Origin of the sequence: Myxococcus sp. MISCRS1, assembly GCF_026626605.1 — a bacterium.
In the GTDB taxonomy this organism is placed as follows: Bacteria; Myxococcota; Myxococcia; order Myxococcales; family Myxococcaceae; genus Myxococcus; species Myxococcus fulvus.
In genome coordinates, this window is record NZ_JAPNKB010000001.1 from 4,986,278 (window position 1) to 5,008,414 (window position 22,137).

At 71.0% G+C, this 22,137-nt stretch carries 20 protein-coding genes; 6 read left to right on the forward strand and 14 right to left on the reverse strand.

Annotated elements, in window-relative coordinates:
- Window positions 1–199: 199 nt before the first annotated feature.
- Window positions 200–829, reverse strand: coding sequence for an FMN-binding negative transcriptional regulator (locus OWM54_RS19650; RefSeq protein WP_223751857.1), 630 nt, complete (start codon window positions 827–829; stop codon window positions 200–202).
- A 130-nt stretch (window positions 830–959) separates the two neighbouring features.
- Here OWM54_RS19650 and OWM54_RS19655 point away from each other — a divergent pair, with 130 nt between their 5' ends.
- Window positions 960–1,970, forward strand: a complete 1,011-nt coding sequence (locus tag OWM54_RS19655; RefSeq protein ID WP_267698472.1) for a hypothetical protein — start codon at window positions 960–962, stop codon at window positions 1,968–1,970.
- 114 nt (window positions 1,971–2,084) lie between these two features.
- Here the strand turns inward: OWM54_RS19655 and gyrB are convergent, their stop codons facing one another.
- Both gyrB and OWM54_RS19665 read right to left on the reverse strand, forming a co-directional pair.
- Window positions 2,085–4,538 carry a DNA topoisomerase (ATP-hydrolyzing) subunit B gene (gene gyrB, locus OWM54_RS19660; RefSeq protein WP_223751859.1) on the reverse strand — a complete coding sequence of 818 codons (2,454 nt, stop codon included), beginning with the start codon at window positions 4,536–4,538 and terminating at the stop codon, window positions 2,085–2,087.
- Between the two features lie 157 nt (window positions 4,539–4,695).
- Window positions 4,696–5,154 (reverse strand): hypothetical protein, encoded by a 459-nt coding sequence (locus OWM54_RS19665; protein WP_223782143.1) that lies wholly within the window; start codon window positions 5,152–5,154, stop codon window positions 4,696–4,698.
- 100 nt (window positions 5,155–5,254) lie between these two features.
- Between OWM54_RS19665 and OWM54_RS19670 the strand changes: the two genes are divergently transcribed.
- Entirely contained in the window at window positions 5,255–6,004 is a 750-nt protein-coding gene (locus tag OWM54_RS19670) for a GNAT family N-acetyltransferase (protein WP_267698473.1), read from the forward strand.
- 10 nt (window positions 6,005–6,014) lie between these two features.
- Here OWM54_RS19670 and OWM54_RS19675 read toward each other — a convergent pair whose 3' ends face one another.
- The 3 genes from OWM54_RS19675 to OWM54_RS19685 form a co-directional block, all read right to left on the reverse strand.
- On the reverse strand, window positions 6,015–6,833 hold the full coding sequence (locus tag OWM54_RS19675; RefSeq protein ID WP_267698474.1) for a helix-turn-helix domain-containing protein: 819 nt from the start codon (window positions 6,831–6,833) through the stop codon (window positions 6,015–6,017).
- Between the two features lie 10 nt (window positions 6,834–6,843).
- Window positions 6,844–8,994 (reverse strand): cation:proton antiporter, encoded by a 2,151-nt coding sequence (locus tag OWM54_RS19680; RefSeq protein ID WP_267698475.1) that lies wholly within the window; start codon window positions 8,992–8,994, stop codon window positions 6,844–6,846.
- A gap of 95 nt (window positions 8,995–9,089) precedes the next feature.
- Window positions 9,090–9,458, reverse strand: coding sequence for a response regulator (locus tag OWM54_RS19685; RefSeq protein ID WP_141324131.1), 369 nt, complete (start codon window positions 9,456–9,458; stop codon window positions 9,090–9,092).
- Between the two features lie 444 nt (window positions 9,459–9,902).
- Here OWM54_RS19685 and OWM54_RS19690 point away from each other — a divergent pair, with 444 nt between their 5' ends.
- Both OWM54_RS19690 and OWM54_RS19695 read left to right on the forward strand, forming a co-directional pair.
- The gene (locus tag OWM54_RS19690; RefSeq protein WP_267698476.1) at window positions 9,903–10,595 is read left to right on the forward strand and encodes a hypothetical protein; all 693 of its coding nucleotides are present in this window, start codon (window positions 9,903–9,905) and stop codon (window positions 10,593–10,595) included.
- A gap of 11 nt (window positions 10,596–10,606) precedes the next feature.
- Window positions 10,607–11,320 (forward strand): ferritin-like domain-containing protein, encoded by a 714-nt coding sequence (locus tag OWM54_RS19695; RefSeq protein WP_223782139.1) that lies wholly within the window; start codon window positions 10,607–10,609, stop codon window positions 11,318–11,320.
- A gap of 10 nt (window positions 11,321–11,330) precedes the next feature.
- Here the strand turns inward: OWM54_RS19695 and OWM54_RS19700 are convergent, their stop codons facing one another.
- From OWM54_RS19700 to OWM54_RS19715, 4 genes are all read right to left on the reverse strand, one after another.
- The gene (locus OWM54_RS19700; RefSeq protein ID WP_223751866.1) at window positions 11,331–11,939 is read right to left on the reverse strand and encodes a TIGR02265 family protein; all 609 of its coding nucleotides are present in this window, start codon (window positions 11,937–11,939) and stop codon (window positions 11,331–11,333) included.
- Window positions 11,940–12,235: 296 nt separating this feature from the next.
- On the reverse strand, window positions 12,236–13,396 hold the full coding sequence (locus tag OWM54_RS19705) for a pyridoxal-phosphate-dependent aminotransferase family protein (RefSeq protein ID WP_267698477.1): 1,161 nt from the start codon (window positions 13,394–13,396) through the stop codon (window positions 12,236–12,238).
- A gap of 103 nt (window positions 13,397–13,499) precedes the next feature.
- Window positions 13,500–14,795 carry a M20/M25/M40 family metallo-hydrolase gene (locus OWM54_RS19710; RefSeq protein WP_267698478.1) on the reverse strand — a complete coding sequence of 432 codons (1,296 nt, stop codon included), beginning with the start codon at window positions 14,793–14,795 and terminating at the stop codon, window positions 13,500–13,502.
- A 100-nt stretch (window positions 14,796–14,895) separates the two neighbouring features.
- Window positions 14,896–15,807 (reverse strand): zinc metalloprotease, encoded by a 912-nt coding sequence (locus OWM54_RS19715; RefSeq protein WP_267698479.1) that lies wholly within the window; start codon window positions 15,805–15,807, stop codon window positions 14,896–14,898.
- A gap of 119 nt (window positions 15,808–15,926) precedes the next feature.
- On the opposite strand from OWM54_RS19715, the gene OWM54_RS19720 reads away from it, so the two are divergent.
- Together OWM54_RS19720 and OWM54_RS19725 are read left to right on the forward strand one after the other, a co-directional pair.
- Window positions 15,927–16,088: a hypothetical protein gene (locus OWM54_RS19720; protein ID WP_267698480.1), complete on the forward strand. Its 162-nt coding sequence runs from the start codon at window positions 15,927–15,929 to the stop codon at window positions 16,086–16,088.
- Between the two features lie 52 nt (window positions 16,089–16,140).
- The gene (locus OWM54_RS19725) at window positions 16,141–17,079 is read left to right on the forward strand and encodes an ATP-grasp domain-containing protein (RefSeq protein WP_267698481.1); all 939 of its coding nucleotides are present in this window, start codon (window positions 16,141–16,143) and stop codon (window positions 17,077–17,079) included.
- Between the two features lie 6 nt (window positions 17,080–17,085).
- Here the strand turns inward: OWM54_RS19725 and OWM54_RS19730 are convergent, their stop codons facing one another.
- From OWM54_RS19730 to OWM54_RS19745, 4 genes are all read right to left on the reverse strand, one after another.
- Complete coding sequence (locus tag OWM54_RS19730; protein WP_223751872.1) at window positions 17,086–17,265, reverse strand: hypothetical protein; 180 nt, start codon at window positions 17,263–17,265, stop codon at window positions 17,086–17,088.
- The gene (locus OWM54_RS19735) at window positions 17,262–19,475 is read right to left on the reverse strand and encodes a peptidase domain-containing ABC transporter (RefSeq protein WP_267698482.1); all 2,214 of its coding nucleotides are present in this window, start codon (window positions 19,473–19,475) and stop codon (window positions 17,262–17,264) included. Before OWM54_RS19735 ends, OWM54_RS19730 begins: the two co-directional genes overlap by 4 nt.
- 85 nt (window positions 19,476–19,560) lie before the next feature.
- Complete coding sequence (locus OWM54_RS19740) at window positions 19,561–20,580, reverse strand: terpene synthase family protein (protein WP_267698483.1); 1,020 nt, start codon at window positions 20,578–20,580, stop codon at window positions 19,561–19,563.
- Between the two features lie 15 nt (window positions 20,581–20,595).
- The gene (locus tag OWM54_RS19745) at window positions 20,596–21,933 is read right to left on the reverse strand and encodes a hydroxymethylglutaryl-CoA reductase, degradative (protein ID WP_267698484.1); all 1,338 of its coding nucleotides are present in this window, start codon (window positions 21,931–21,933) and stop codon (window positions 20,596–20,598) included.
- Window positions 21,934–22,137: the final 204 nt, after the last annotated feature.

A 22,137-nucleotide genomic window follows, 5' to 3' on the forward strand; every position in this document is an offset into this window, starting at 1 on the left:
CTCGGCGACATGCGTTCCCGGACCTGGGCGGGGTGCCTAACCTGTCCCTGTCGCACCCCGCATTCAGACGGGGCGCGAGGCGAGATGACAGCTTCCCGCCGTAAGGGCTATCGGGGCCCGTGTCGCACTCGTGGCCCGGCTCGACAAGACGGGAAAGGCACGTGGGCGCGGAGCCGAGGAGGGCACCGGGCCCACGAGTCTATCCAGGCTCCTCGCGTGAGCGCATCAGCGCCGCCAGCTCGCCGTCCCCCGGGAACGGGCTGTGCTCCAGCGCCGAGATGACGGCCTTGCGGTCCGCCTCGCCCTTGTTCTGGCTGAGCTTGAACTTGCCCTCCAGCCGCGTCACCCGGAGCTCGAACGCGACGATGCCGCCGAGCAGCCGGTTCACGTACTCCTGGGATTGCTCCATCGTCCACGGTGGAGCGTTGCCGGCCTCGTAGCGCGCCGCCGTGTCTCGCAGGATGCGCAGCACCTCGTCGCGAGACTCGATGACGCTGGGCCTGCCGTACGCGTGCACCGTGGCGTAGTTCCACGTGGGCACCTGGGAGCCCGTCGTGTACCAGGTGGGTGACACGTAGGCGTGGGGCCCCTGGAAGATGACCAGCGCGTCGCGCTCGGCGGGGAACGCGCGCCACTGCGGGTTCGGCAACGCCATGTGCGCGAGCAGTCGCAGCGCGCCCGCCGCGTCCCGCTCGACGAGGAACGGCAGGTGCGTGGCGAAGGGCGCGCCGTCCTGGTCCATCGTCACCAGCACGGCGAAGGCGTGCCGCGTCATCAGCGACAGGAGACGCTCCGCGTCCCGTTCCTCGAAGTGGCGGGGGATGTACATGCCCCCTTGCGTCCCCCGGGTGGGGCCACCGCGTCAACCGGGGCTTAAGAACTGCGCAAGGTTTGTCCCCTACCTTGGTTCTCGTGCGCGGGGCCGGCGCGCGCTTCGACGTGTGTTGCGGGGAGACACCATGAAGCTCAAGGCAGGCATGTTGGCGGCCGCGCTGGTTGGCGCGGGCTGTGGCGCCCAGAAGACGCAGGACACCACCGAGCAGCAAGCCGTGGTCGCCGTCGCGGGAGCCATCAACGAGGCGCAGTCCGCGGACGTGCCTCTCGGCTCCCGGTTCCTGGAGGGGTTGCCGCTCGAGGTGCGTCGCTGGGAGCACGAGGGCTTCCAGTGCGACGCCGAGCCGGAGACCGCCGAGGTGGAGGTCTGCGGACAGGGCTTCCCCTCCGAGCTCCACCTGTCCTGGACCGACTGCGAGGCGCGCGCACGTGGGCCCCGTGGCGGAGGTTGTGGATGGGAGCGGCCGCCCGCGCCCGGTGGCGACCCCCGGCCCGAGGACTCCGAGCGCGGTGAGGCCACGGGTGTGGTCTCCTCGGGCACGGTGGAGGTGGTGACGGCCATCGCTCCGGTCGAGGCGTGCGGTGAGGACGCGCCGCTGCGCTTCGAGCAGCAGTCCACGCACGACATCACCCACACCCTGGAGGATGGCCGGAGCGCGAAGATGGCGGGCAGCATCGCCTCCACTTCGGTGCGAGTGCCCGGCGCTCGCCAGACGCTGAGCCGCGCTGTCACCGTCGACACGACGCGCACGCACCTCGACGCGGAAGGCGTGGTGCTCGACAGCCTGCACCTCACGGGCTCGCTGGAGGAAAGCTTCGACGCGGAGGCGGACACGCCCACGCGCACCAGCAACGGCACGCTCACCGCCACGCTCGCGGATGGCAGCGCGTCCTCGGTGACGCTCACCGGCATCATCCGGGTGCCACCGTCCGTCTGCGCGTGGCCGCTCGCCGGCACGCAGGTGCGGACGAACGCGGAGGGCTCCACGAACACGCTGGTGTTCGGACCCGAGTGTGGACAGGCCACGCTCGATGGCGAGGCCATCACCCTGCCCGCGCGTCCGCTCGGGCCCCGTGACGGAGGGTTCGGTGGCAAGCCCCCTCGGGGCGGTGGCCCCCGCGGTGGCGGGCGCTGAAGCCTCGGCGTACTCCACCCCAGGCCCCTGAAACGACACGGGGCGCGGCGCCTGCTTCCGGCACCGCGCCCCATGAGTCCGCGCATCCCCGGCCTCAGGCCGGGAGACGCCGCCTCAGATGTCGAGGTTCTGCACGTCCAGCGCGTTGCGCTCGATGAACTCGCGCCGCGGCTCCACCGCCTCGCCCATCAGCAGCGAGAAGATTTCGTCGCTCTCCACCGCGTCCTCCACCCGCACCTGCAGCAGCGTGCGCGTGAGCGGATTCATCGTCGTGTCCCAGAGCTGCTCCGGGTTCATCTCGCCCAGACCCTTGTAGCGCTGCAGGCCCAGGCCCTTCTGCGCGTCCTTGCGCAGCGCCGCGTGGACCTCCTGCACCGAGTACGCCGTCACCGTCCCGGCATCCACCTTCACCTTGTACGGCGCGTCCCCCAGGGACTTGAACGCATCCCGCAGGGCCACCAGCTCCACGTACTCCGGCGACGACAGGAACGCGTGGTCGAACACCGTCGGCCGCATCGCGCCGTTCACGTCCGTGCGGAACACCAGCTTCTTCGTCCCGTTCTCCGTGTCCGTCTCCACCTCGTGCGACACCCGGCCCAGCACGTCCGGCATGCGCCGCTCGAACTCCGCGTACGCGCCCTTCACCGCCGCCGCCAGCGCCGCCTCGTCGCCCAGCACCTCCGACGTCAGCCGCGCGCCCTGCACCACCGCGTCCACCACCCGCGCGTCGCGCCGCTTCGCCTGCTTCTCCAGCCGCTCCTCGTACGTAATCACCTTCTCGAGCAGCGCCTTCAGGTCCGCCCCACCCACCTCCCCCGAGGGCGTCAGCACCCGCCCGTGCTCCGTGGCGATGCCCAGCAGGTACTCGTCCAGCGCGCGCTGGTCCTTGACGTACTTGTCCTTCTTGTTGCGCGTGACTTTGTAGAGCGGCGGCTGCGCGATGTAGAGGTAGCCCTTCTGCAGGAGCTCCGGCATCTGCCGGAAGAAGAACGTCAGCAGCAGCGTGCGGATGTGGCTGCCGTCCACGTCGGCGTCCGTCATCAGGATGATGCGGTGGTAGCGCGACTTCTCCGGGTTGTAGTCCTCCGGCCCGATGCCCGTGCCCAGCGCCGTGATGAGCGTGACGATTTCGGCGCTCGTCAGCATCTTCTCGAAGCGCGCCTTCTCCACGTTCAGAATCTTGCCGCGCAACGGGAGGATGGCCTGGTTGCGCCTGTCCCGCCCCTGCTTCGCGGAGCCACCTGCGGAGTCACCCTCGACGATGTACAGCTCGCTCTCGTGCGGGTCGCGGCTCTGGCAGTCCGCCAGCTTCCCGGGGAGGCCGCCGCCGTCCAGCACGCCCTTGCGGCGCACCGTCTCACGCGCCTTGCGCGCCGCGATGCGCGCCCGGCACGCATCGCCAATCTTGGCGACGATCTTCTTGCCCACCATGGGCGTCTCTTCCAGGAAGGTGGCGAGCTGGTCGTTGACCATCTGCTCGACCAGGCCCTTCACCTCGCTGTTGCCCAGCTTCGTCTTCGTCTGCCCCTCGAACTGGGGGTTGGGCAGCTTCACGGAGATGACCGCGGACAGGCCCTCGCGCGCGTCCTCGCCCGCGGGCGCCTCCTTCAGGTCCTTCCAGAGGCCACCCTTCTCCGCGTAGCTGTTGAGCGTGCGCGTCAGCGCGGCCTTGAAGCCGGACAGGTGGCTGCCACCCTCGTGGGTGTTGATGTTGTTGGCGAAGGTGTAGATGCGCTCGTCGTAGCCGTCGTTCCACTGCATGGCCAGCTCGAGCGACACGCCGTCCTTCTCCACCTGGAAGGCGATGGGCTTGTCGTGCAGCACCTGCTTCGACTTGTTGAGGAACTCCACGAACGAGGAGATGCCTCCGTCGAACTTGAAGTCGTGCTCCTTGTTCGTGCGCTCGTCGCGGATGCTGATGTGCAGCCCCGCGTTGAGGAACGCCAGCTCACGCAGCCGCTGGCTGAGCGTCTCGAAGTTGAAGTCCACCGTCTCCATCACGGTGCTGTCCGGCTTGAACGCGATGAGCGTGCCGCGCTTGTCGGTGGTGCCCACCTCCTGCGGCGCCCCCTGCGAGACGCCTCGGGAGTAGGCCTGCTCGAACACCTTGCCGGCGCGCTGGACGCGGACCTTGAACCACTCCGAGAGGAAGTTCACGCACGTGACGCCCACGCCGTGCAGTCCGCCGGAGACCTTGTAGGCCCCGTTGCCGAACTTGCTGCCGGCGTGCAGCTCCGTGAGGACGACCTCCAGCGTGTCCTTGCCCTTGAACTTGGGGTCGGGGTGAGGACCCACGGGGATGCCGCGCCCGTTGTCCTGGACGCTCAGCGAGCCGTCCACGTGGATGACGACCTCGATGTCCGTGCAGTGGCCCGCGAGCGCCTCGTCCACGGCGTTGTCGACGACCTCGTACACGAGCTTGTGGAGCCCGTAGGTCATCGTGTCGCCGATGTACATGCCAGGGCGCTTGCGAACGGCCTCCAGGCCCTCGAGCTTGGTGATGCTATCGGTCCCATACTCCACGGGCGGCAAAGCGACCTCGGCGCCAGTAGCGGGGGTCTTTTCCATGTGATGCTGTCCTTGGGAAAAGGAGCCTTGCAGAAGGCCTGTGCCTACCATTTAGAGGCACACTGAACAAGAGTAACGAGCCCGCGCAAAGCTGCGTAAATATTCGTGAAAATCGCTTGGCCGCCCCCTCGGGCGGCGGCGCCCCGGGAGCGGGGGTTCAGGCGTCGAACCGCGGCGGCGGCAGGCGCTCCTCCAGCGCGGAGATCAACTCCTCGAAAACAGCTTTGCGGGCGAAGAGATGCCGGGTGACGAGCACCCGTCCCTCTTCCTTGAGGAACAGACCGAGCACGTTCCCCCGCCGACCGAGCCGGCGCACCGAATCAATCTGGCCCCAGTGCAAATCCAGCTCGCTGGCGCTGAAGGGGCGGGCCACGCGCACGCCGCGCGCGTCCAGGGTGACGCCCCAGCCGGTGCGCGGGCGCAGCCGGTGGAGGGCCACGAGGAAGGCGAGCATCAGCCCCGCGCTCACCCCGGCGCGGGCCAGCTCCTGCACGCCGCCGCCGTCCTGGGCGTTGGCCAGGGCCCAGGCCGTCAATACCGCCAGCACGCAGGCGCCCAGGAAGAGCGCGATACGGGGGACGCGAGGGTCGAAGGCGTAGAAGCGCTGGCTCGTCATGAGTGCGGGCGCACCCTACCCGTCCTGGAGGACGGGTGCGCGCTTTTGCGCGGTGCGATGTTCGCCGCCCGGCGCGGGCACCCTAGGCTGGGGGCGTCCCATGACCGATGCCGAACTGAACGACCGCCTCCTCACCAACGTCATCGCCTTCAAGCACCTGCAACGGGAGCGGGGCATGCTGCGCCACTTCGGCGCCCCGGGCCTGGATGCCTTCAGCCTGCCGACCCATCCCGCCGAGTCCCACTTCCAGCAGGCCTGCTTCCGGACGACCCAGGCGCTCGCCGAGGGACTGCCCGCGCTGGAGGACTTCTACCGGCGCCAGGGCATCCCCGCCTGGCGCGTGGCGGTGCTGCCCGGCCAGGACGAAGGGGCCAGGCTGCTGGGCGCGCACGGCTATCGCCCCGACAACCGGCTGCCCGCCATGGGGCTGGCGCTGGCGGACATCCCGGACGAGCGCCCCACCTTCCCCCTCGTGGAGACCGAATCCCAGGAGGAGATGGTGGCGCTCAACATCCGCGTCTGGGGCAAGTGGGACGACCTCCTCTGCGTGTGGAACCAGCCGCCCCGGCTGCCCGTGCACACGCTGGTCGCGCGCGAGCAGGGCCGCGCGCTGGCGTGCGGCTTCAGCCTGGACGTGGACGACACCGCGGGCGTGTACATGGTCGTCACGCTGCCGGAGGCGCGGGGCCGGGGGCTGGCCGCGGAGGTGATGAAGGGCCTGCTCTCCGGGGCCCGCGCCCGGGGCCTCGCCGCCTCCGTGCTCCAGGCCACCGAGCAGGGCCGGAGCGTGTACCGCAAGCTCGGCTACCGCGAGCTGGGGGACTGGGTGAACTGGGCGCGCGTCGCTTGAGGAGAAAGCCTCAGCGCAGCGCCTCCAGCTCCTCCAGGATGGCGAACACCTGCGAGGGCTGGCGCGCCTCGCCGAGCCGCGCGGACAGCCCTCGCGCGGCGAGCCGGGCCACGTGCGCCATGCGCACCAGCCGCACGCGCCCCAGCTCCCCGTCCACCGCCGCCACCACCAGCCGCAGCGGACGGCCGTCGGGCGTGTCCACCGCCAGCCCCTTGGCCAGCGTCACCAGGGCCGCCACGGGGGCTGCGCCCGGCACGAAGACGTGGGGCACGGCCACCTCGCCGCCCACCGCGCACGAGGACGTCATGTCGCGCCGGCGCAGGCTCTCCGCCAGGCGCGGCGCGTCCACGCCGGGCAGCTCCACCGCCAGCCGCCCCGCCACCACGTCCAGCACGTCCTCCCAGCCCTCGCAGGACAGCTGGAGCACCATCCGCTCGGGCGCCAGGAGCGGCGCCAGCGCCGGCACCGGCGCGTCCGCGGCCCCCCGGCGCACCGGGAACTCCGCGTCCAGGAAGTCGCGCACCCGGGCCAGCTGCGTCCCCGACAGCCGGCGCCGCGCCAGCTCCAGGAAGAGCGTCCCGGAGCCCGGCACGTCCTCCAGGTACTCGGACACGTAGGGGCTGACCCGGTTGGCCACGTCCATCAACAGCGCCGGGGGCACATCCAGCTCCCGGGCAATCGCCGTGAGCCGCTCCACCGTGGGCGGCGCGTCCACGCCGTTCTCCACCCGGCTGAGGTACGCGCTCGACACACCGATGCGCCGGGCCAGGTCCCTCAGGGACAGGCCCGCGTCCACCCGCAACAGCCGCAGCGTCGCACCCAGGTGCATGGCGGTGTGCTCAGCTCCTCGAGGCCGCTGTCCGCGGAGAGACCGGCTCCGCGGCGTCGACGGCCTGGGTCACCGGCTCCGAGTCGTGCACCACGAGCAGCGAGCCCGGCGCGTCCCGGATGATGCGCTCGCGGTGCAGCCCGAAGACGCGGTCCTCCAGGCCCCACTGCGCGCCCATGCCCACCACCAGCAGGTCGTAGCCTCCCTGGCGGATCTCCTCGAGCACCGCGTCCTCCGGGGACTCGTGCCGCACCACCTTCAGCCGCACGGCCGAGCCCTCCGCCGCGGGGAACAGCTCCTCCACCTGCGCGCGCGCGTGGGTGTTCTCGTGGGACGTCACGTGCAGCACGGTGACGTCCGCGCCCGCCTGCTTCATCAGCCGCCGCGCCAGCTTCAGCGCCGCGCGGTCATGCCGGCTGCCGATGAAGGGCACCAGCACCCGCTTCACGTCGGACAGGCCCCGGTCCACCAGCACCGCCACCGTGCCGCCGGCCGCGTCCTTCATCACCTCGTGCACCGTGCCGCCCAGCACCGTCTGGCTGAACAGCGGCTTGTGCCAGCCCAGCAGCACCAGGTCCGCGCGCCGGGCCTCGGCCGTGCGGCGGATGTCCTGCGCGGGCTCCGTGGACACGAACGACAGCGGCCGCACCGACAGCCCCAGGCTCCGCGCCCGGCCGAGCAGCGGCGCCAGCGCGCCCTCGCCCTCGGCGGACTCCTCGGACACACCTGCGCGCGGCTCGGCCTCGCGCAGGGACACGCGCTCCGGGTGCACCAGGTGCAGGGCGTGCAGTTGCGTGGCCTCCGTGCCGGAGAGCGCCTTGGCCAGCGTGGCCATGCCCGGCCCGGCCTGCTGATGGGAGACGCACATCAGCATCGTGTAGGGCGTCAGGCCCGGGGCCGTGGCCGGCGCCAGCTCCAGCTTGTCGCGCGCCATCTCCTCCAGCGGGTAGATGAGGCGCAGCAGCGGCGTGGTCATGAACGTGGTCACCAGCGCCATGATGACCATCATGGTGAAGAGCGTGGGCGAGATGACGCCCAGGTCCAGGCCCAGGTTGAGGACGATGAGCTCCATCAACCCGCGCGTGTTCATCAGGATGCCGACGGCGCCCGCCTCGCGCCAGCGCATGCCCGTCAGCCGCGCCGCCACCGCGCTGCCGCCGAACTTGCCCAGGCAGGCCAGCAGGATGATGACCCCGCAGGTCATCCAGGCCTCCGGCGTGTTGAGCAGGCCAATCTGCGTGCGCAGGCCGCTGAAGGCGAAGAACAGGGGCAGGAGCAGCACCACCGCCGTGTCCTCCAGCTTCTCCACCAGCGCCTCGGCCAGCCCCCCTTCCTTGGGGATGACGGCGCCGAAGAGGAACGCGCCGAAGAGCGCGTGGATGCCGATGAGCTCCGTGGCGAGCGCGCTCGCGAGCAGCAACAGCAGCGTGCCCGCCACCACGTTCTGCGTCAGGCCCTCGCGGCTGGCCACGCGCGCGCCCAGCCGGGCGAGGAACGGCCGCACCGCCAGCAGCATGAACGCGATGTAGCCCACCGCGAACGCCGTGGTGAGCGCCGCCTCCGCCAGGCTCGCCGCGCGGACGATGGACACCACGAAGGCCAGCAGGCACCACGCCGTGACGTCATCCACCGCGGCGCACGTAATCGCGATGGCGCCGATGCGCGACTGCAGCAGCCCGCGCTCGGCGAGGATGCGCGCGAGCACCGGGAAGGCCGTGATGCTCATCGCCACGCCCATGAAGAGCACGAACGAGGAGAACGGCACGCTCGGGTCCGACAGCGACTTGTAGAGCCACAGCGCGCCCGCCACCGCGCCCAGGATGAAGGGCACGACGATGCTCGTGTGGCTGATGGCCACCGACGCATGGCCCCGGCCCTTGAGCATCTTCGGGTCCAGCTCCAGGCCGATGAGGAACATGAACAGCACCAGGCCCACCTGGCTCAACATCTTGAGCACGGGCATGGAGCTGGCCGGGAACAGCGCGTCCATCAGGTCCGGCGCCAGCCACCCCAACAGCGACGGCCCCAGCACGATGCCCGCCACCACCTCCGCGATGACCAGCGGTTGGCCCAACCAGCGCGCGCCCCGGCCAATCAACCTCGACACGCCGATGATGACGATGAGCTGCGTGATGAGCAGGGTGAGCGGGTTGAAATGCATCCGGCCTCCTTCGGCAACGCGCCTGTTAAGTGAGCACTTACCAGCCCACCTCGCGAAGCGTCAAACGCACATTGCGCGCGGGGAGGCGACGGACGTCAGGCCGCCTGGTGCCTGCGCACGGCGTCCAGCAGCGTGTCCACGTCCACGGGCTTGCGCAGGTGTCCACACGCGCCAATCTCCTCGGCCACCTGACGGGCGTTGGCGGACGCGGAGAAGACGAGCACGGGGATGTCACGCCACGCGGGCACCTGGCGCATGGCCCGCGCGAAGCCGGCGCCATCCAGCACGGGCATCATCATGTCGAGCAGCACGAGCACGGGCAGCGACGACATGTCCCCGAGGACGTCGAGCGCGTGCTTGCCATTGATGGCCCCCGTCACCGAATAGCCCGCGTCGCGCAGCACCTCCTCCAGTGCCTCGCGCAGGTCCGCGTCGTCGTCCACCACCAGCAACGGCCCAGTCACGCACTCGCCTCCTTCTCTCGACCCCACCACCCGACGGCCTCGAGACTATCTCGCGCCACCCACGCATACGTCACATGTCTCGACGGGAGGCGGGCGCCCCGCCCCAGGCTCGTGTCGTGTTGTCGGCGCGGTGTTGAGCATTGGCCAATACGAGGCAACGGCAGCGTGTGCATCTGGGGATTCCTCGTGAAGCAGTGAAGCGCGCTGGGTGACGAGCGACCGCGCGGACTCTCGGGTGCTGGGAGTCGATACGCGTTCGGGGGCGAACGGGGCCTCACCCCCGAGACCTAAGGGTGCGACATCCTCTGTCTCGGAGACACCGTCCCCGTGTTTCACGACGTGCGCGCGAGAGGGCCCGCCCCCATCTCCTTGCCTCGCCCGCGCGAGGACCGAAGGGGGCCATGGAGGCCCGCCAGCGCGCGCGGACGGAAGCCGGGGGGCACCATGACCGAAGCACTCTCTCGCCGTGCCGCGCTGGGGCACGCCGCCGCCGTCGCGGGGCTGGGCCTGCTCACGGCCACCTCGCGCGCCCACGCCCAGCGAAGCATCAAGGAGGACCTGCCGGTGGTGCGCGCGCTGCTCGCCGCCGAGCGTGACGCCGTCGCGACGCATGACGCCCTGGCCGGCGTGCTCGCGGCCGCGCCCGCCACCGACGCGCTGTTCGCCTTCCGGGGGCTGCTCGAGGCGCTCCTCTCGCGCTTCCGCCAGCAGCACGCGGAGCACGCCGAACGGCTGGTGGACGCGCTCGTCCAGCAGCGAGGCACCGACGACGTGGGCGCGGGCACGGCGAGGCTCCCCGAGGACTTCGCGCCCTGCCTCCAGAACGCGCTCGACCTGCTGACCAACCTGGAGAAGGCGTGCGCGCTCACCTGCACCCAGGCGCAGACCGCCCTGAGGCTCGACGCCAACGGAGGGCTCGCCGCGAGCCTCGGCGCGGTCGCCTCCCAGCGCTTCGTCGTGCTGAACCTGCTCGCGCGCGGCCTCGCCACCCCGCCCGCGGCCACCGAGAACCAGCCCGCGGACGCGCTCGCGAGCCTCGTCGCCGCGTGGGTTCCGCGCACGCTGGCCATCAGCCTGGACGACGGCGCGGGCCTCGACGACGAGACCGGGCTGCCTTTCTACGACGTGACCCGCTGAAGGAGCCCCCCATGATTGCGAACCCGCGCCTCGCCCGCCGCCGCGTCCTCCAATGCCTGGGCCTCGCCACGGGCGCCCACGCGCTCGGGGCCTGTGATGCCCCCATGGAGTACCGGCCGAACCAGGAGGTGAACCCCATCGAGCGCGCCCGGGAGGTGGGCGCCCTCAACACGCTGCTCGCCGCCGAGTACTCGCTCGTCGCGGCCTACGCCCAGGCCACCTCGCGCCTCGTGGCCGCGCGCGATGACCCGGCGCGCCCCCAGGCGGAGCGGGAGCTGGCCGTGCTCGCGCTCGGGCTGGCGCAGGCCTTCCAGCAGCATCACGCCGCGCACGCGGCGCTGCTCGCCCGGACGATGACGGACCTGGGCGCCATCCCCGTGCGCGAGGACACGGTCTCCTACGCGCCGCCCGCGGGCTTCAAGCCCTCCGTCGGCAACGTCCTGAAGCTGTCGGCCAACGAGGAGCGCCGCTCCATCATCGCCTTCACCCGCGTGCTCGCCTCCATCCAGACGCCGAACACGCGCTTCGTGCTCGCCTCCATCCAGGGCATCCACGCGCAGCACTTCGCGGTGCTCACAGCCCTCGTCGAATCGCGCCTGGAGATGGCGCCCGCGCTCGACGCCTCGCGCGTGGTGCCCCGCCCCTTCGTCGCCTCCACCGAGGAGCTGGGCGGCGGCGAGGGGCTGGGCGCGGAGCCCGACCTCGCCGTCGGAGACGCGGGCTGACGAAGAAGCCCTACCGCCAGGACAGCTCGAACTCGCTGTCCAGCAGCGCCACCTGCCGCCCGCTCACGCGCACGTCGCGGGCGCCCACCGCCTCCAGCGCGCCGCGCAGCACGCCCTCGTGGTACGCGGCGGGCATGAAGTCGCGGCGCATGATGAAGCGCGCGCTGCGCTCGCCCGTCCACACCGGGTAGCGCTCCCCGTAGCTCACCGCCATGCGGTACGCGTCACCCAGGGACTCGAGCAGCAGCCGGGGACTGCCCGCCGACTCCGCCAGGAGCTCCCGACCGAACAGCGACGCCAGGAAGTCCACCGTGGCCTGCGCGCCCATGCGCTCGAGCACCTCGTCGAAGCCGCCCTGCCGGGGCGCCAGCAGCCGCGCCGCCGTGGACACCATGCGCAGGTAGCGCGACACCGAGTAGAGCTGGAACGGGTTGATCTCCCACACGCCCGCCACGCCCTTGCACCGCGCGACGGAGCCCTCTCCGCCCAGGAACGCGATGACGTGCAGCGCGCCGCGGAAGAACATCCCGCGCGCCTGGTCGTCCTCGGTCGCGGCCAGCCGACGCTGCTCCAGCTCCCACGCCGCGCCACCACCGCTCACATCCATGCTCACGTACATGGTCGTCTCCCCCGAGGGGCTCGCACTGCCTCGGCTCAGGGGACACGTCCGGCGCTGCTCAGGTCTTTCTGTGTTCGCCGGATTCCCCCCACTTCCTAGGTGCCAACCCTCCCATATTTTTCTACCCCTGTCGAATGGTTCGAGATGGCCCCAGGGTCCGGGCCAGGTTCCGCCAGCGTACGAAACGCCCGGATTCCAGGCACATGGACGTCTCGGAGGCCACGAGCCTGGAGGTCCCCCGGGGTGCGGGGGACCTGGGAGGTGCGGGGAAGGGCCCTTCCCGGGCGGCGCCCGGGTCAGCGGGCGGCGAGCACGGACTCGGCGGCGCGCAGGCCCGCGCCGGCCTCCGCCCGGTGACCGGCGGCGAGCAGGGCGCGCTCCACGGCGCCCACGGTGACGAGCACGTCGCCGGGGCCCACGCGGTTCATGTGGCCCACGCGGAAGTAGCGCGTCTTGAGGTCCGGGTGGAGCCCGCCGGCAATCACCACGCCCTCGGCCTTCACGCGCCCGACGAGCGAGGCGTCCACGCCCTCGGGGTAGTAGACGGCGCTGAGCGTGTTCGCCGTCACCGCCTCCGACACGGGCAAGAGGCGCAGGCCCAGCGCGCTCCACGCGGCGCGGAAGGCGCGGGCCAGGCGCTGGTGACGGGCGAAGCGCGCCTCCATGCCCTCGGCCAGAATCTGCCCCAGGCTCACGTCCAGCGCGCTGACGAGGTTGACGGGCGGCGTGGCGAAGTACGAGGGCTTGCCGCCCGCGTACGCCTCCATGATGGGCAGCCACTCCGCCCAGTCCGAGTACACGCTGGCCACCGGCGCCTTGCGGCCCTTCCACGCCGCCATCGCCTGGGGGCTCGCGGTGACGAGCGCGAGGCCGGGCGGCACGCCCACCGCCTTCTGGCTCGCCGTCAGGTACACGTCCGCGCCCCACGCGTCCTGGTGGAACACCTCGCCCGCGGTGGCGCAGACGCCGTCCACCACCGACAGCACGCCGAGCGCGCGCGCGGCCTTCACCAGCCCCTCCACCGGCGCGAGCACGCCCGTGGACGTATCCACGTGCGTGACGGTCATCACCTTGAAGCCGCCGCGCTCCAGTTGGGACTTCACCTCCGCCACCGAGGGCGCGTCGCCCGGGGAGGCGCGCACGTGCGTCACCTTCGCGCCGTGCCGCTCGAGAATCTTCGCCATCCGGTCACTGAAGTAACCGGTGTTCACCACAAGGGCCGCGTCGCCGGGCTCCACCAGGTTGGCCACGGCCATCTCCATGGCCAGGGTGCCGGAGCCGGAGACGACGAAGGGCTGCGCGGAAGGGGCGAGGCACACCTCGCGCAGCCGCTGCAGCGCCCGGCCGAAGGTGACGATGAAGGCCGGGTCCGTGTGGCTGAGCGAGGGGGCGCCCAGCGCGCGCAGCACCTCTTCCTCGAACTCCACGGGCCCCGGAATCATCAGCAGTTCTCTCATGGCGTCACCACTCCTCAGGGGGCTCGGGGGCTCCGAGCGGTTGGGCGTCACGGTACAGGCACGGGGGACGACGGGCGGGAGCGTGGGCCCCGCCAGCGCACACTCACAGTCTTTCGAGCAGCTCCCACAGGATGGAGAACCCCTGCCGGAAGTCCTGCAGGTGCGCCTGCTCGTTCGGCGCGTGGTAGTACTTCATGTCCCCGAAGCCTGTTATCTGCACGTCGCAGCCCTGGCGCTGCAGGTCCCTCACCAGGGGCAGCGAGCCGGTGAGCGAGAAGGGCTGCGCGTCCACGCCGCGCACGGCCTTCATCGCGTCCTTCAGCGCCTGGAGACCGGGCGAGTCCAGCCGGCACGCGATGCCCTCGGTGCCGCCGCCCTGGAAGCGCAGGGCCAGCCGGCCGCGCCGCCCGTCCTCGGTGCGCGTGCGAGGCCAGCCGGCGGGGACCTCACCGCGCTCCAGCCGCGCGTCCAGCTCCCGCACGAAGTCCTCGGTGGCGCGCCGCACCTCGGCCATGTCGTGGAAGGGCGTCAGGCGGACGTCACCCTTCACCACCACGTCGCCGGGAATCTTGTTCTCCTTGGTGTTGGCCGCCTCCATCACGGTGGCCTTGAGGCTGGAGGTCGCGAGGAAGCCCCAGCGCTTCTCGTCCTCGTTGGGCGGGTAGCGCGCGTGGAACCAGCGGCCCAGCTCCAGCGACGCGGCCATCGCCAGCTCCATCGCGTTCACGCAGTTCTGCGGCATGCCCGAGTGGCCGCCCACGCCCGTCACCTTCAGCTCCCACACGCTGTTGCCCGCGGTGCCCACGGTGGGGCCGAAGTTGGCGCTGTCCAGCCAGTACACCGGCTGGCCCACCAGGTCCTTGAGCCGGCCCTGCTCGGCCACGTAGCTCAGGCCCAGGCCGGGCAAATCCCCCGCCTCCTCGTTGGCGATGAGCACGACCTTGAGCGTGCGGCGCGGGCGCACGTTGGCCTCCGCCAGTTGCGCGAGCAGGTCCGTGGCCACCGCGACGTGGCCCAGGCAGTCGGTGACGCCGCGCCCGTAGAGCACGCCGTCCGGGCCCTCCCACAGCTCGAAGGGGCTGCGCTCCCAGCCCTCGGCGACCTGGTCCGCGGGGACCACGTCGAAGTGCGCGCCCACGAAGCCCACCGCGCCCTCGCCCGTGCCCTTCACGGTGAGCACCAGGCTGACGCGCGACTCGTTGCCCTGGGACGCGAGGGCCTCCGCGTGGATGAAGCCGCTGGCGATGTGCGGGGCCAGCGTGTCCAGCACCACCTGCGCGGCCAGCCGCTCCTGGGGCACCAGCCCCGCCTCCAGGTTGTTCTGCAACCGGGGCGTCAGGGCGATGAGACGGCGGAGCACATCCAGGAAGCGGTCTTCCTTCAACATGAGCGCGGACATGGGCGCGGATTGGAGCCCAGGTGCCGACAGGATGTCACTGAAAACGACGACGCCGGAGCCCCATGCAGAGCCCCGGCGTCGAGACTTCAGCAGGCCGCGCTCAGCGGTAGGTCAGCGCCTGCGAGTCCATGCGGGCCGCCTGGCCCGTGGTGAACGTGTTCATGCAGGAGTCGTCCGTGTAGTCCATGAAGTTGGTGATGGGGTCGTTGCCCGCGGCGGAGCAGGTGTTGCGACCCGTGGGGCAGCCGTACGCGGGCGAGGCCTCCGCTGGCGTGTCGCTGACGGAGTCGTTCGTGGTGGAGCAGCCGCCCTGGAACGTGTGGTACAGGCCCAGCCAGTGGCCGACCTCGTGCGTGCCCGTGTCACCCAGGTTGTACGGCGACGCGCTGCCGCCCGGCACGCTGGAGTACAGAATCACCACGCCGTCCATCGTCGGGTTGCTGGCGTAGCTGGAGGGGAACGTCGCCCAGCCGAGCAGGCCGCCGCTCAGGTTCGCCGAGTAGATGTTGAGCGCGTTCTTGCCGCCCTTGCGCAGCGCCGTCTTCATCGCGCGCTCCGCGGACGAACCCGAGCCCAGGTTGTACCAGGTGCTGTTCGTCGTGCGGTCCGTCGCCGTCAGCGTGAACTTGAACGGCGTGTTCGCGTACGCGGCGTTCAGCACCGCAATCTGGTTGGTAATCATGGCCGTGGTGATGTCGCCGTTCGCCACGCCCGTGCCCTTGTTGATGACGTGGAAGTAGACGGGGATGTTCACCGAGCCGTTCGGACGCGCGAAGGCAGACACCGCGCGCTCCGACTGGAAGCGGCGCTCCATGTCCGCCATCTCCTCGTGCGTCGGGTTCACGCCGCAGCCGCGACCCTCGATGGCCTGCTGACCGGGCTGCTCCTCGGCCGCCGGAGGCGTGGGCTCCGGCTGCTGGGACTCCGGAGCGCTCGAACAGCCGGACAGCAACGTCAGGACACCGATGACCACGGAGAAACGGCCACTGCGACGCGAAACGAAGCTGGACATTCCCGACTCCTCGGAAAATGCGTGGAATACGTACTTTCCACGAAAAGCTGTCTCATAGTCAAACCGTCCCCTGGTGCGACGGCGGGGGGTGGGATTGGAATGTCCGTGGAGGACACACCATGACGCGCAAATCCATTCATCGTCAGCGGGAGCTGTTCATCACGGAGCTGGGGGAGAGGCCGAAGCCGCCCGGGACGGGGAAGCCCGGCGGCCCCAAGCCGATGACGACGATGGCGGTGGGCGAGGAGTCGAAGCCGCCGGACAGCGGCCCGCGCGATTGACGCGGTGCGCGTCCCTGGAGCTCCCACCGAGCATCTGCTTCGCTTCGCGTCCATGACGACTGGCGTGGTGGCACTGGTGGGCTCCCGGGAGGACATCCACATCCAGGAGGTGGGCCGGAGGCTGGAGGCCCTGGGTGTGGCGAGCGTCGTGGTGGACACGCTGACGTTCCCCGACGAGACGCGGATGTCGCTGACCGAGGACCTGGCTGGCATCCGCGTGGACGGGCGCGAGCTGGGGCGCCCCGCCGCGGCGTACCTGCGCGGGCTGCACACGCATCCGTTGGCGCACGGGGTCGACGCCTCGGAGGCGATGGCGGAGGACTGGCGCACCACGCTCACCGTGTTCCGCGAGAAGGCCACGTTCCTGTTGGGGGTGCTGGGCCGGTGGGAGCGGTTGGGGGTGCCGCTGTACAACCCGCCCTCGGCGGACTGGGTGCTCCACAAGCCCGTGCAGCTGGGCGCGCTCGGGGCCGCGGGGCTGCCGGTGCCTCGCACGCTGTGGACGAACGAGCCGGAGGCGGTGCGCCGCTTCGCCTCGGGCGGACGCGTGGCCTACAAGCCCGTCATGGGCGGGGCCGCGACGCAGGAGCTCCTGCCGGAGGACCTCACGGACGCGCGGCTCGCGGCGCTGGCCGCGTCTCCCGTCACCTTCCAGGAGCTGCTGCCCGGCGAGGACATCCGCGTCTTCGTGCTGGATGGCGAGGTCATCGCGAGCCTGCACATCGTCACCTCCGCGCTGGACTTCCGGCAGAACGAGGAGCGCATCGAGCAGGTGGTGCTCCCGGACGCGGTGGCGCGGCAGTGCGTGAGGGCGTGCGAGGTGCTCGGCCTGCGCTGGACGGGGCTGGACCTCAAGCGGGGCGTGGACGGTGAGCTGAAGTTCCTGGAGCTCAACGGCTCGCCCATGTTCCTCGGCTTCGACGCGGGCGGAGGCACGGACGTGGCCGGGCACTTCACGCGGGCGCTGGCGAAGCACGCGCGGGGCGGCTGAGGCGCGCTATCGCCACAGCGCGGCGAGCACGGTGCGCGAGGCCCCCCACGCCAGCGCGCCGAGGACGAGCACCAGCGCGGCGGTGAACAGCAGCGGGCGATGGGGACGCGGGTGCATCACCGCGCGCAGCTCCTCCGTCATCGCCGGGTCCGCGTCCAGGTCCTCGTCGTCACGGGGGGACGTCATCGCTGCTCCATCTGGTTCTCGACGAGCGCGCGGTAGCGGCCGCCGGGGATGAGCACCAGCTCGTCGTGGGTGCCTTCCTCGACGACGCGCCCCTGGTCGAGCACGACAATCTTGTCCGCGCGGCGCACGGTGGACAGGCGGTGGGCCACGACGACGAGCGTGCGTCCGGCGGCCTCACGCTGGAGGGCCTCGGTGATCGCCCGCTCCAGGGATGCGTCCAGGTGGCTGGTGGCCTCGTCGAGGAAGAGCACGCGCGGATTGCGATAGATGGCGCGCGCGAGCTGGAGCCGCTGCTCCTCGCCACCGGACAGCCGCACGCCCGCTTCGCCGATGCGCGTCTTGAGGCCGTTGGGCAGCGCGAGCAGCTCATCCAGGCACGCGGTGCGCGCGGCGTGTAGCAGTCGCTCCGCGTCCGGCGTGTCATCGCCCAGGGCGATGTTCTCCGCGAGGGTGCCGTCGAAGATGTCGGTCTTCTGGAAGACGAAGGCCACCGAGCGGCGCAGCGCCACCGGGTCGAAGGTCTCCAGCGGCTGGCCGTCGTAGCGCACCTGCCCCTGCTCGGGGCGATACAGGCCGTAGAGCACCTGGGTGAGCGTCGTCTTGCCCGCGCCGGAGCGGCCGACGATGGCGGTCATCTTCCCCGCGGGCAGCGTGAAGCTCACGTCGTCCAGCACGGGCGGCTCGTTGGGAGAGCCGTAGCGGAAGGTGACGTGGTCCAGGCGCAGCTCGGGGGCGCGGGTGAGGGCGCCGGTGCCTTGCGCGGTGTCGTCGCGCAGCTCGGGCGTGGACTCGTAGACGATGTCCACGCGGCGCAGGGAGATGACCACGTCCTGGAGCTGGTGGATGAACATCACCAGGTTCTGCATGGGCGCGAGCGCGAGGCCGAGAATCGCGAGCGTCGCCACCATCTGCCCCAGCGTGAGCCGGCCCTCGAGGACCAGGTGCGCCTCGTAGACGAGGATGCCCATGGACACGGCCTGATTGACCAGCTGCGCGCCGGAGGTGTGCACGGTGTCGTGCAGCCAGATGCGGCGCGCGGCCTCGGCCTCGCGGGCCTGGAGCTTCTCCCAGCGCGTGCGGGCCTGTCGCTCGGCGCCGCAGGCCTTGAGCGTCTGGATGCCGCCGAGCATCTGCAGCTCCAGCCGGCTGGCCTCGGCCGCGACGCGGAAGCGCTGGTGGTCCAGCACCGTGCGACGCGGCATCAGCAAGAGCGTCCACACCGCGTACACCGCGGCCCCGCCCGCGAAGAGGCCGAAGACGGCGCGGTCGTAGAGGAAGAGCACGGCGCCGTAGCCCACGAGCATCACCAGGTCCAACAGCACGGACACGGACGCGCCCTGGAGGATGCGGCGGATGCGCTGGTGGTCCTCGATGCGTTTGAGCAGGTCTCCCCGGTGACGCCGCGCGAAGAACGTCACCGGCAGGGACAACAGGCGCCGCCAGAACTGCGCGAGCAGCAGCGCGGAGAAGCCTCGCGACAACAGGAAGAGGCCCGCGCCGCGCGCAATCGACACGGCGACCTGCGCGACGAGCAGCACCGCCAGCCCCACGCCCACGGCGGTGAGCAGGGAGATGTCCCGGCCGCCCACGGCCTTGTCCACGAGCCCCTGGATGAGCAGCGGCTGGGCGAGCGCGAGCGCCTGGAGCAGCAGCGTGGTGACGAACACCTGGAACAGCAGCAGGCGGTAGCGCAAGAGGCCCCGTCCGAAGCGTCGCAGCGCGCCGAAGCGGCGGGACGTGACGGGCGCGGTGGGGAGGGGACGGAAGAGGGCCTCGGTGGCCTCCAGCGAGAGGAGGATTCCATCCCAGTGCTCGCCGAGCTTCGCGCGCGGGATGCGCCGCAGGCCCTGCTCCGGGTCCCCGACGACGGCCTCCTTCGGGGTGACGGCGTAGAGGACGACGAAGTGGTGGTCGTCCCAGTGCGCGATGCCGGGGAGGAGCGCCTGGCCCTCCTCGTCCTCGAGGTCCGTGGGGTCGTCGACGTGGAAGGCGCGGACCTTGAAGCCGACCTTCTCCGCGGCGCTGGCGAGGTCCGGCAGCGAGGTGCCGACTGACTGGACGTGGGAGAGGTCCTTGAGCGCGGCGAGCGAGTGCGTGGCGCCGTGATACGCCGCAATCATCTCCAGACACGCGGGCCCGCAGTCCGCCTCCTCGAGCTGGTGGCGCAGTGGATACGGTTCCAGGGCGACGGCGAGCCGGGAGCGGGACACGCCGCAATCGCTATCACGGAGCGCCGGAGGCAACCAGCCACGGGCCGACACGACGCACGGCGGCTCGAGCCCGGAGCCGCGAGCGTCAGCGAGAGACCCGGGCCACGGGGCGCATCAGGTCGCTGGCGTACGCGGCCTCGCCCCTGGGAATCACTCCCTCGTAGCGCCGGGTGGTCCGATACCAGTCCGGGTGGCCTCCGATGTTCTCCTCGAGGCCCTGGACGAGACGAAGCAGGTTGTCCGTCTCCACGCGGGACAGCTGCTGCCGGGCGCAGGCCTCCGGGAGGCCGGCGGCAAGCTGGATGAACTCCTGGCACCAGCGCCGCATGGTGTCGTGGGTCTCCGCCAGGGCCTTCTCACAGGGCCCACCCCGCTCGGATTGCAGGACCAGGACCAGGTTGTGCACGTCACCGCGTGCGCGCTCCTTCTCGAAGGAGCAGACGTCGTTCATGGTGTCGATGAGGTCCGCGGTCAGGTCGAGCAGCGGTTGCACCCCAGGGACCTGTCGGGCCCGCTCGGTGGTCTCGAAGCCGTTCGCCTTCTCCGTCAGGTCCATCATCATGTAGACGAGACCGGACTTGCGGCGCAGCGCGAGAAAGCGGTCACGGGTCAGGCGCACGGAGCCCTGCCGCCACCGGGCCTCTTCGGGGAACGCCTCGAGGAACCATCGCCAATGACGTGCCGCGCGTCGCCGCCACTCGAGCGAGGCGCCACGACAGGTGCGCGCCCACACGTCGGCCAGCGCGGTGGCGAGGACCCCGACGGGAGACGAGGGCGGCCCTTCCACCTGGAGGACCGCGAGCAGCGTCTCGCAGTCCGCGCGGACCTGCTCGGGGGGAATGTCCCGGGCGCCGTCGAACTGCTCGTCGATGAGGGTTCCGACGACGATGGCGTCGACCGCCAGGTCGAGCCTGGCGCCTGAAGCCCGGGGGAGCCAACGGGCGGCGAGGTCGGCGATGTCCCAGGAGCCATAGCGACGCTCGTCGATTTCATTGGTCACCAGGCCGGACGCGCGGGCCCAGTCGAGGTTGCGCCGTCGAGCAGCGTCCCGGTCCGGACTGCAGCGGGACGGGAAGGGCATGGGGAAGTTCACGGCGACATTCATCACGTCCTCCGGACGTCAGGTGTCCTCGTTGTGCGGCGACACGAACGGCAGCACGCCCCCCTTCAGCTCCCCGAGCACGCGCCGGGCCTGGTCCACCTTCACCTCGCCCTGCTGGACGAGCAGCGCGGCGACGGTCTCCACCCACTCGGGCGGCGTGCCCGCGCTCACCGCCACCGAGCGCGCGTGCAACGCCATGTGGCCCTTCTGGATGCCCACCGAGCCCAGGGCGCGCACCGCCGCCAGGTTCTGCGCCAGCCCCACCGAGGCGAACAGGCACGCCAGCTCCCGGACTCCGGGATGCCCCAGCACCTTGAACGCGGCCTTCACCCCGGGGTGCACCAGCAGCGGCCCGCCCACCGTGCCCAGCGCGAGCGGCAGCTCGATTTCGCCCACCAGGTTCCCGTCCTCCCGCCTCCACGTGGACAGCGGCAGGTACCGGCCCGTGCGAGCCGCGTACGCATGCGCCCCCGCCTCGATGGCGCGCCAGTCCTGGCCCGTGGCGAGCGCGATGGCGTCGATGCCGTTCATGATGCCCTTGTTGTGCGTCGCCGCGCGGTAGGGGTCCGCCTGGGCGAAGCGGCTCGCCTGGACGATGCCCTCCGCGATGTCCGCTCCCGGCAGGCCGTAGTCGGCGAGCAGCTCCTCGGGGATGACACACCGCGAGCGCGCCAGCCGCCGGTCCGCGAGGTTGGAGAGGATGCGCAGGAAGACGCGGCCTCCGGTGAGCGCCTCGATGCGCGGCGCCACGCCCTCCATCATGGTGTTGATGAGGTTGGCGCCCATGGCCTCCTGGGTGTCGATGTGGAAGTGCACCACCAGGAGCGGCTCGCCCAGGGGGCCCTCGGGCGCGTCGATGAGACGGACCTCCAGGTCCTTCGCGCCGCCGCCGCGTCTCACCAACTGGGGTTGCAGCGCGTTGGCCAGCTCCAGCAGCTCCGAGCGCGCGGCGAGGATGCGCGCCCGCGCGGACTCCGGGTCGCCGTAACGGGTGAGCTGTACCTGTCCCACCATCAGCGACGGCTCGGCCCCCGCGACGAAGCCTCCCGCCGAGCCGACGAGCTTCGCGGCGAACGAGACGGCCGCGATGACGGACGCCTCCTCGATGACCATCGGCGCCACGTACGCGCGCCCGTTCACCTGCAGGTTGAGGCCCAACCCGAGCGGCAGGCTGAAGTAGCCCAGCGCGTTCTCCACCATCGAGTACGCCTTCTGCGCGCCCAGGCCCTCTTCCCCGGTGAGCGCGGCCAGGTCCGCCGCACTCAGGCCCAGCTCGGACGCGACCCGCGCGCAGCGCTCCTCCAAGGAGAGCCGGTGGAAACCTGAAAAGGGATTACGGCTGATATCGATGCCCATGGGGTTTCATCCTTGATGTATTTCTTTACCCGGGACTCACTCGCAAGCCGCCACGACATGGTTTCAAAACCATAATCAGTCTGACAACGTCTCGCAGTGGATTCCTTGAACATCTCTTCGTCACGAGAAGTCGACGTCTGATATCTCAAGACCCGCACCCAAACCCAGACAGCCCCGCACGCGGGACAGCAGGTTCCCCGCACC

Excerpts from the sequence above, each read along its gene's own strand:
- OWM54_RS19665 (WP_223782143.1), bottom strand. The coding sequence starts at position 5,154 with ATGACGAGCCAGCGCTTCTACGCCTTCGACCCTCGCGTCCCCCGTATC.
- OWM54_RS19710 (WP_267698478.1), bottom strand. The coding sequence starts at position 14,795 with ATGTCCGCGCTCATGTTGAAGGAAGACCGCTTCCTGGATGTGCTCCGC.
- OWM54_RS19650 (WP_223751857.1), bottom strand. The coding sequence starts at position 829 with ATGTACATCCCCCGCCACTTCGAGGAACGGGACGCGGAGCGTCTCCTG.
- OWM54_RS19715 (WP_267698479.1), bottom strand. The coding sequence starts at position 15,807 with ATGTCCAGCTTCGTTTCGCGTCGCAGTGGCCGTTTCTCCGTGGTCATC.
- OWM54_RS19720 (WP_267698480.1), top strand. The coding sequence starts at position 15,927 with ATGACGCGCAAATCCATTCATCGTCAGCGGGAGCTGTTCATCACGGAG.
- OWM54_RS19745 (WP_267698484.1), bottom strand. The coding sequence starts at position 21,933 with ATGGGCATCGATATCAGCCGTAATCCCTTTTCAGGTTTCCACCGGCTC.
- OWM54_RS19705 (WP_267698477.1), bottom strand. The coding sequence starts at position 13,396 with ATGAGAGAACTGCTGATGATTCCGGGGCCCGTGGAGTTCGAGGAAGAG.
- OWM54_RS19655 (WP_267698472.1), top strand. The coding sequence starts at position 960 with ATGAAGCTCAAGGCAGGCATGTTGGCGGCCGCGCTGGTTGGCGCGGGC.
- OWM54_RS19725 (WP_267698481.1), top strand. The coding sequence starts at position 16,141 with ATGACGACTGGCGTGGTGGCACTGGTGGGCTCCCGGGAGGACATCCAC.
- OWM54_RS19730 (WP_223751872.1), bottom strand. The coding sequence starts at position 17,265 with ATGACGTCCCCCCGTGACGACGAGGACCTGGACGCGGACCCGGCGATG.
- OWM54_RS19700 (WP_223751866.1), bottom strand. The coding sequence starts at position 11,939 with ATGTACGTGAGCATGGATGTGAGCGGTGGTGGCGCGGCGTGGGAGCTG.
- OWM54_RS19690 (WP_267698476.1), top strand. The coding sequence starts at position 9,903 with ATGACCGAAGCACTCTCTCGCCGTGCCGCGCTGGGGCACGCCGCCGCC.
- OWM54_RS19740 (WP_267698483.1), bottom strand. The coding sequence starts at position 20,580 with ATGAATGTCGCCGTGAACTTCCCCATGCCCTTCCCGTCCCGCTGCAGT.
- OWM54_RS19675 (WP_267698474.1), bottom strand. The coding sequence starts at position 6,833 with ATGCACCTGGGTGCGACGCTGCGGCTGTTGCGGGTGGACGCGGGCCTG.
- OWM54_RS19680 (WP_267698475.1), bottom strand. The coding sequence starts at position 8,994 with ATGCATTTCAACCCGCTCACCCTGCTCATCACGCAGCTCATCGTCATC.
- OWM54_RS19695 (WP_223782139.1), top strand. The coding sequence starts at position 10,607 with ATGATTGCGAACCCGCGCCTCGCCCGCCGCCGCGTCCTCCAATGCCTG.
- OWM54_RS19670 (WP_267698473.1), top strand. The coding sequence starts at position 5,255 with ATGACCGATGCCGAACTGAACGACCGCCTCCTCACCAACGTCATCGCC.
- gyrB (WP_223751859.1), bottom strand. The coding sequence starts at position 4,538 with ATGGAAAAGACCCCCGCTACTGGCGCCGAGGTCGCTTTGCCGCCCGTG.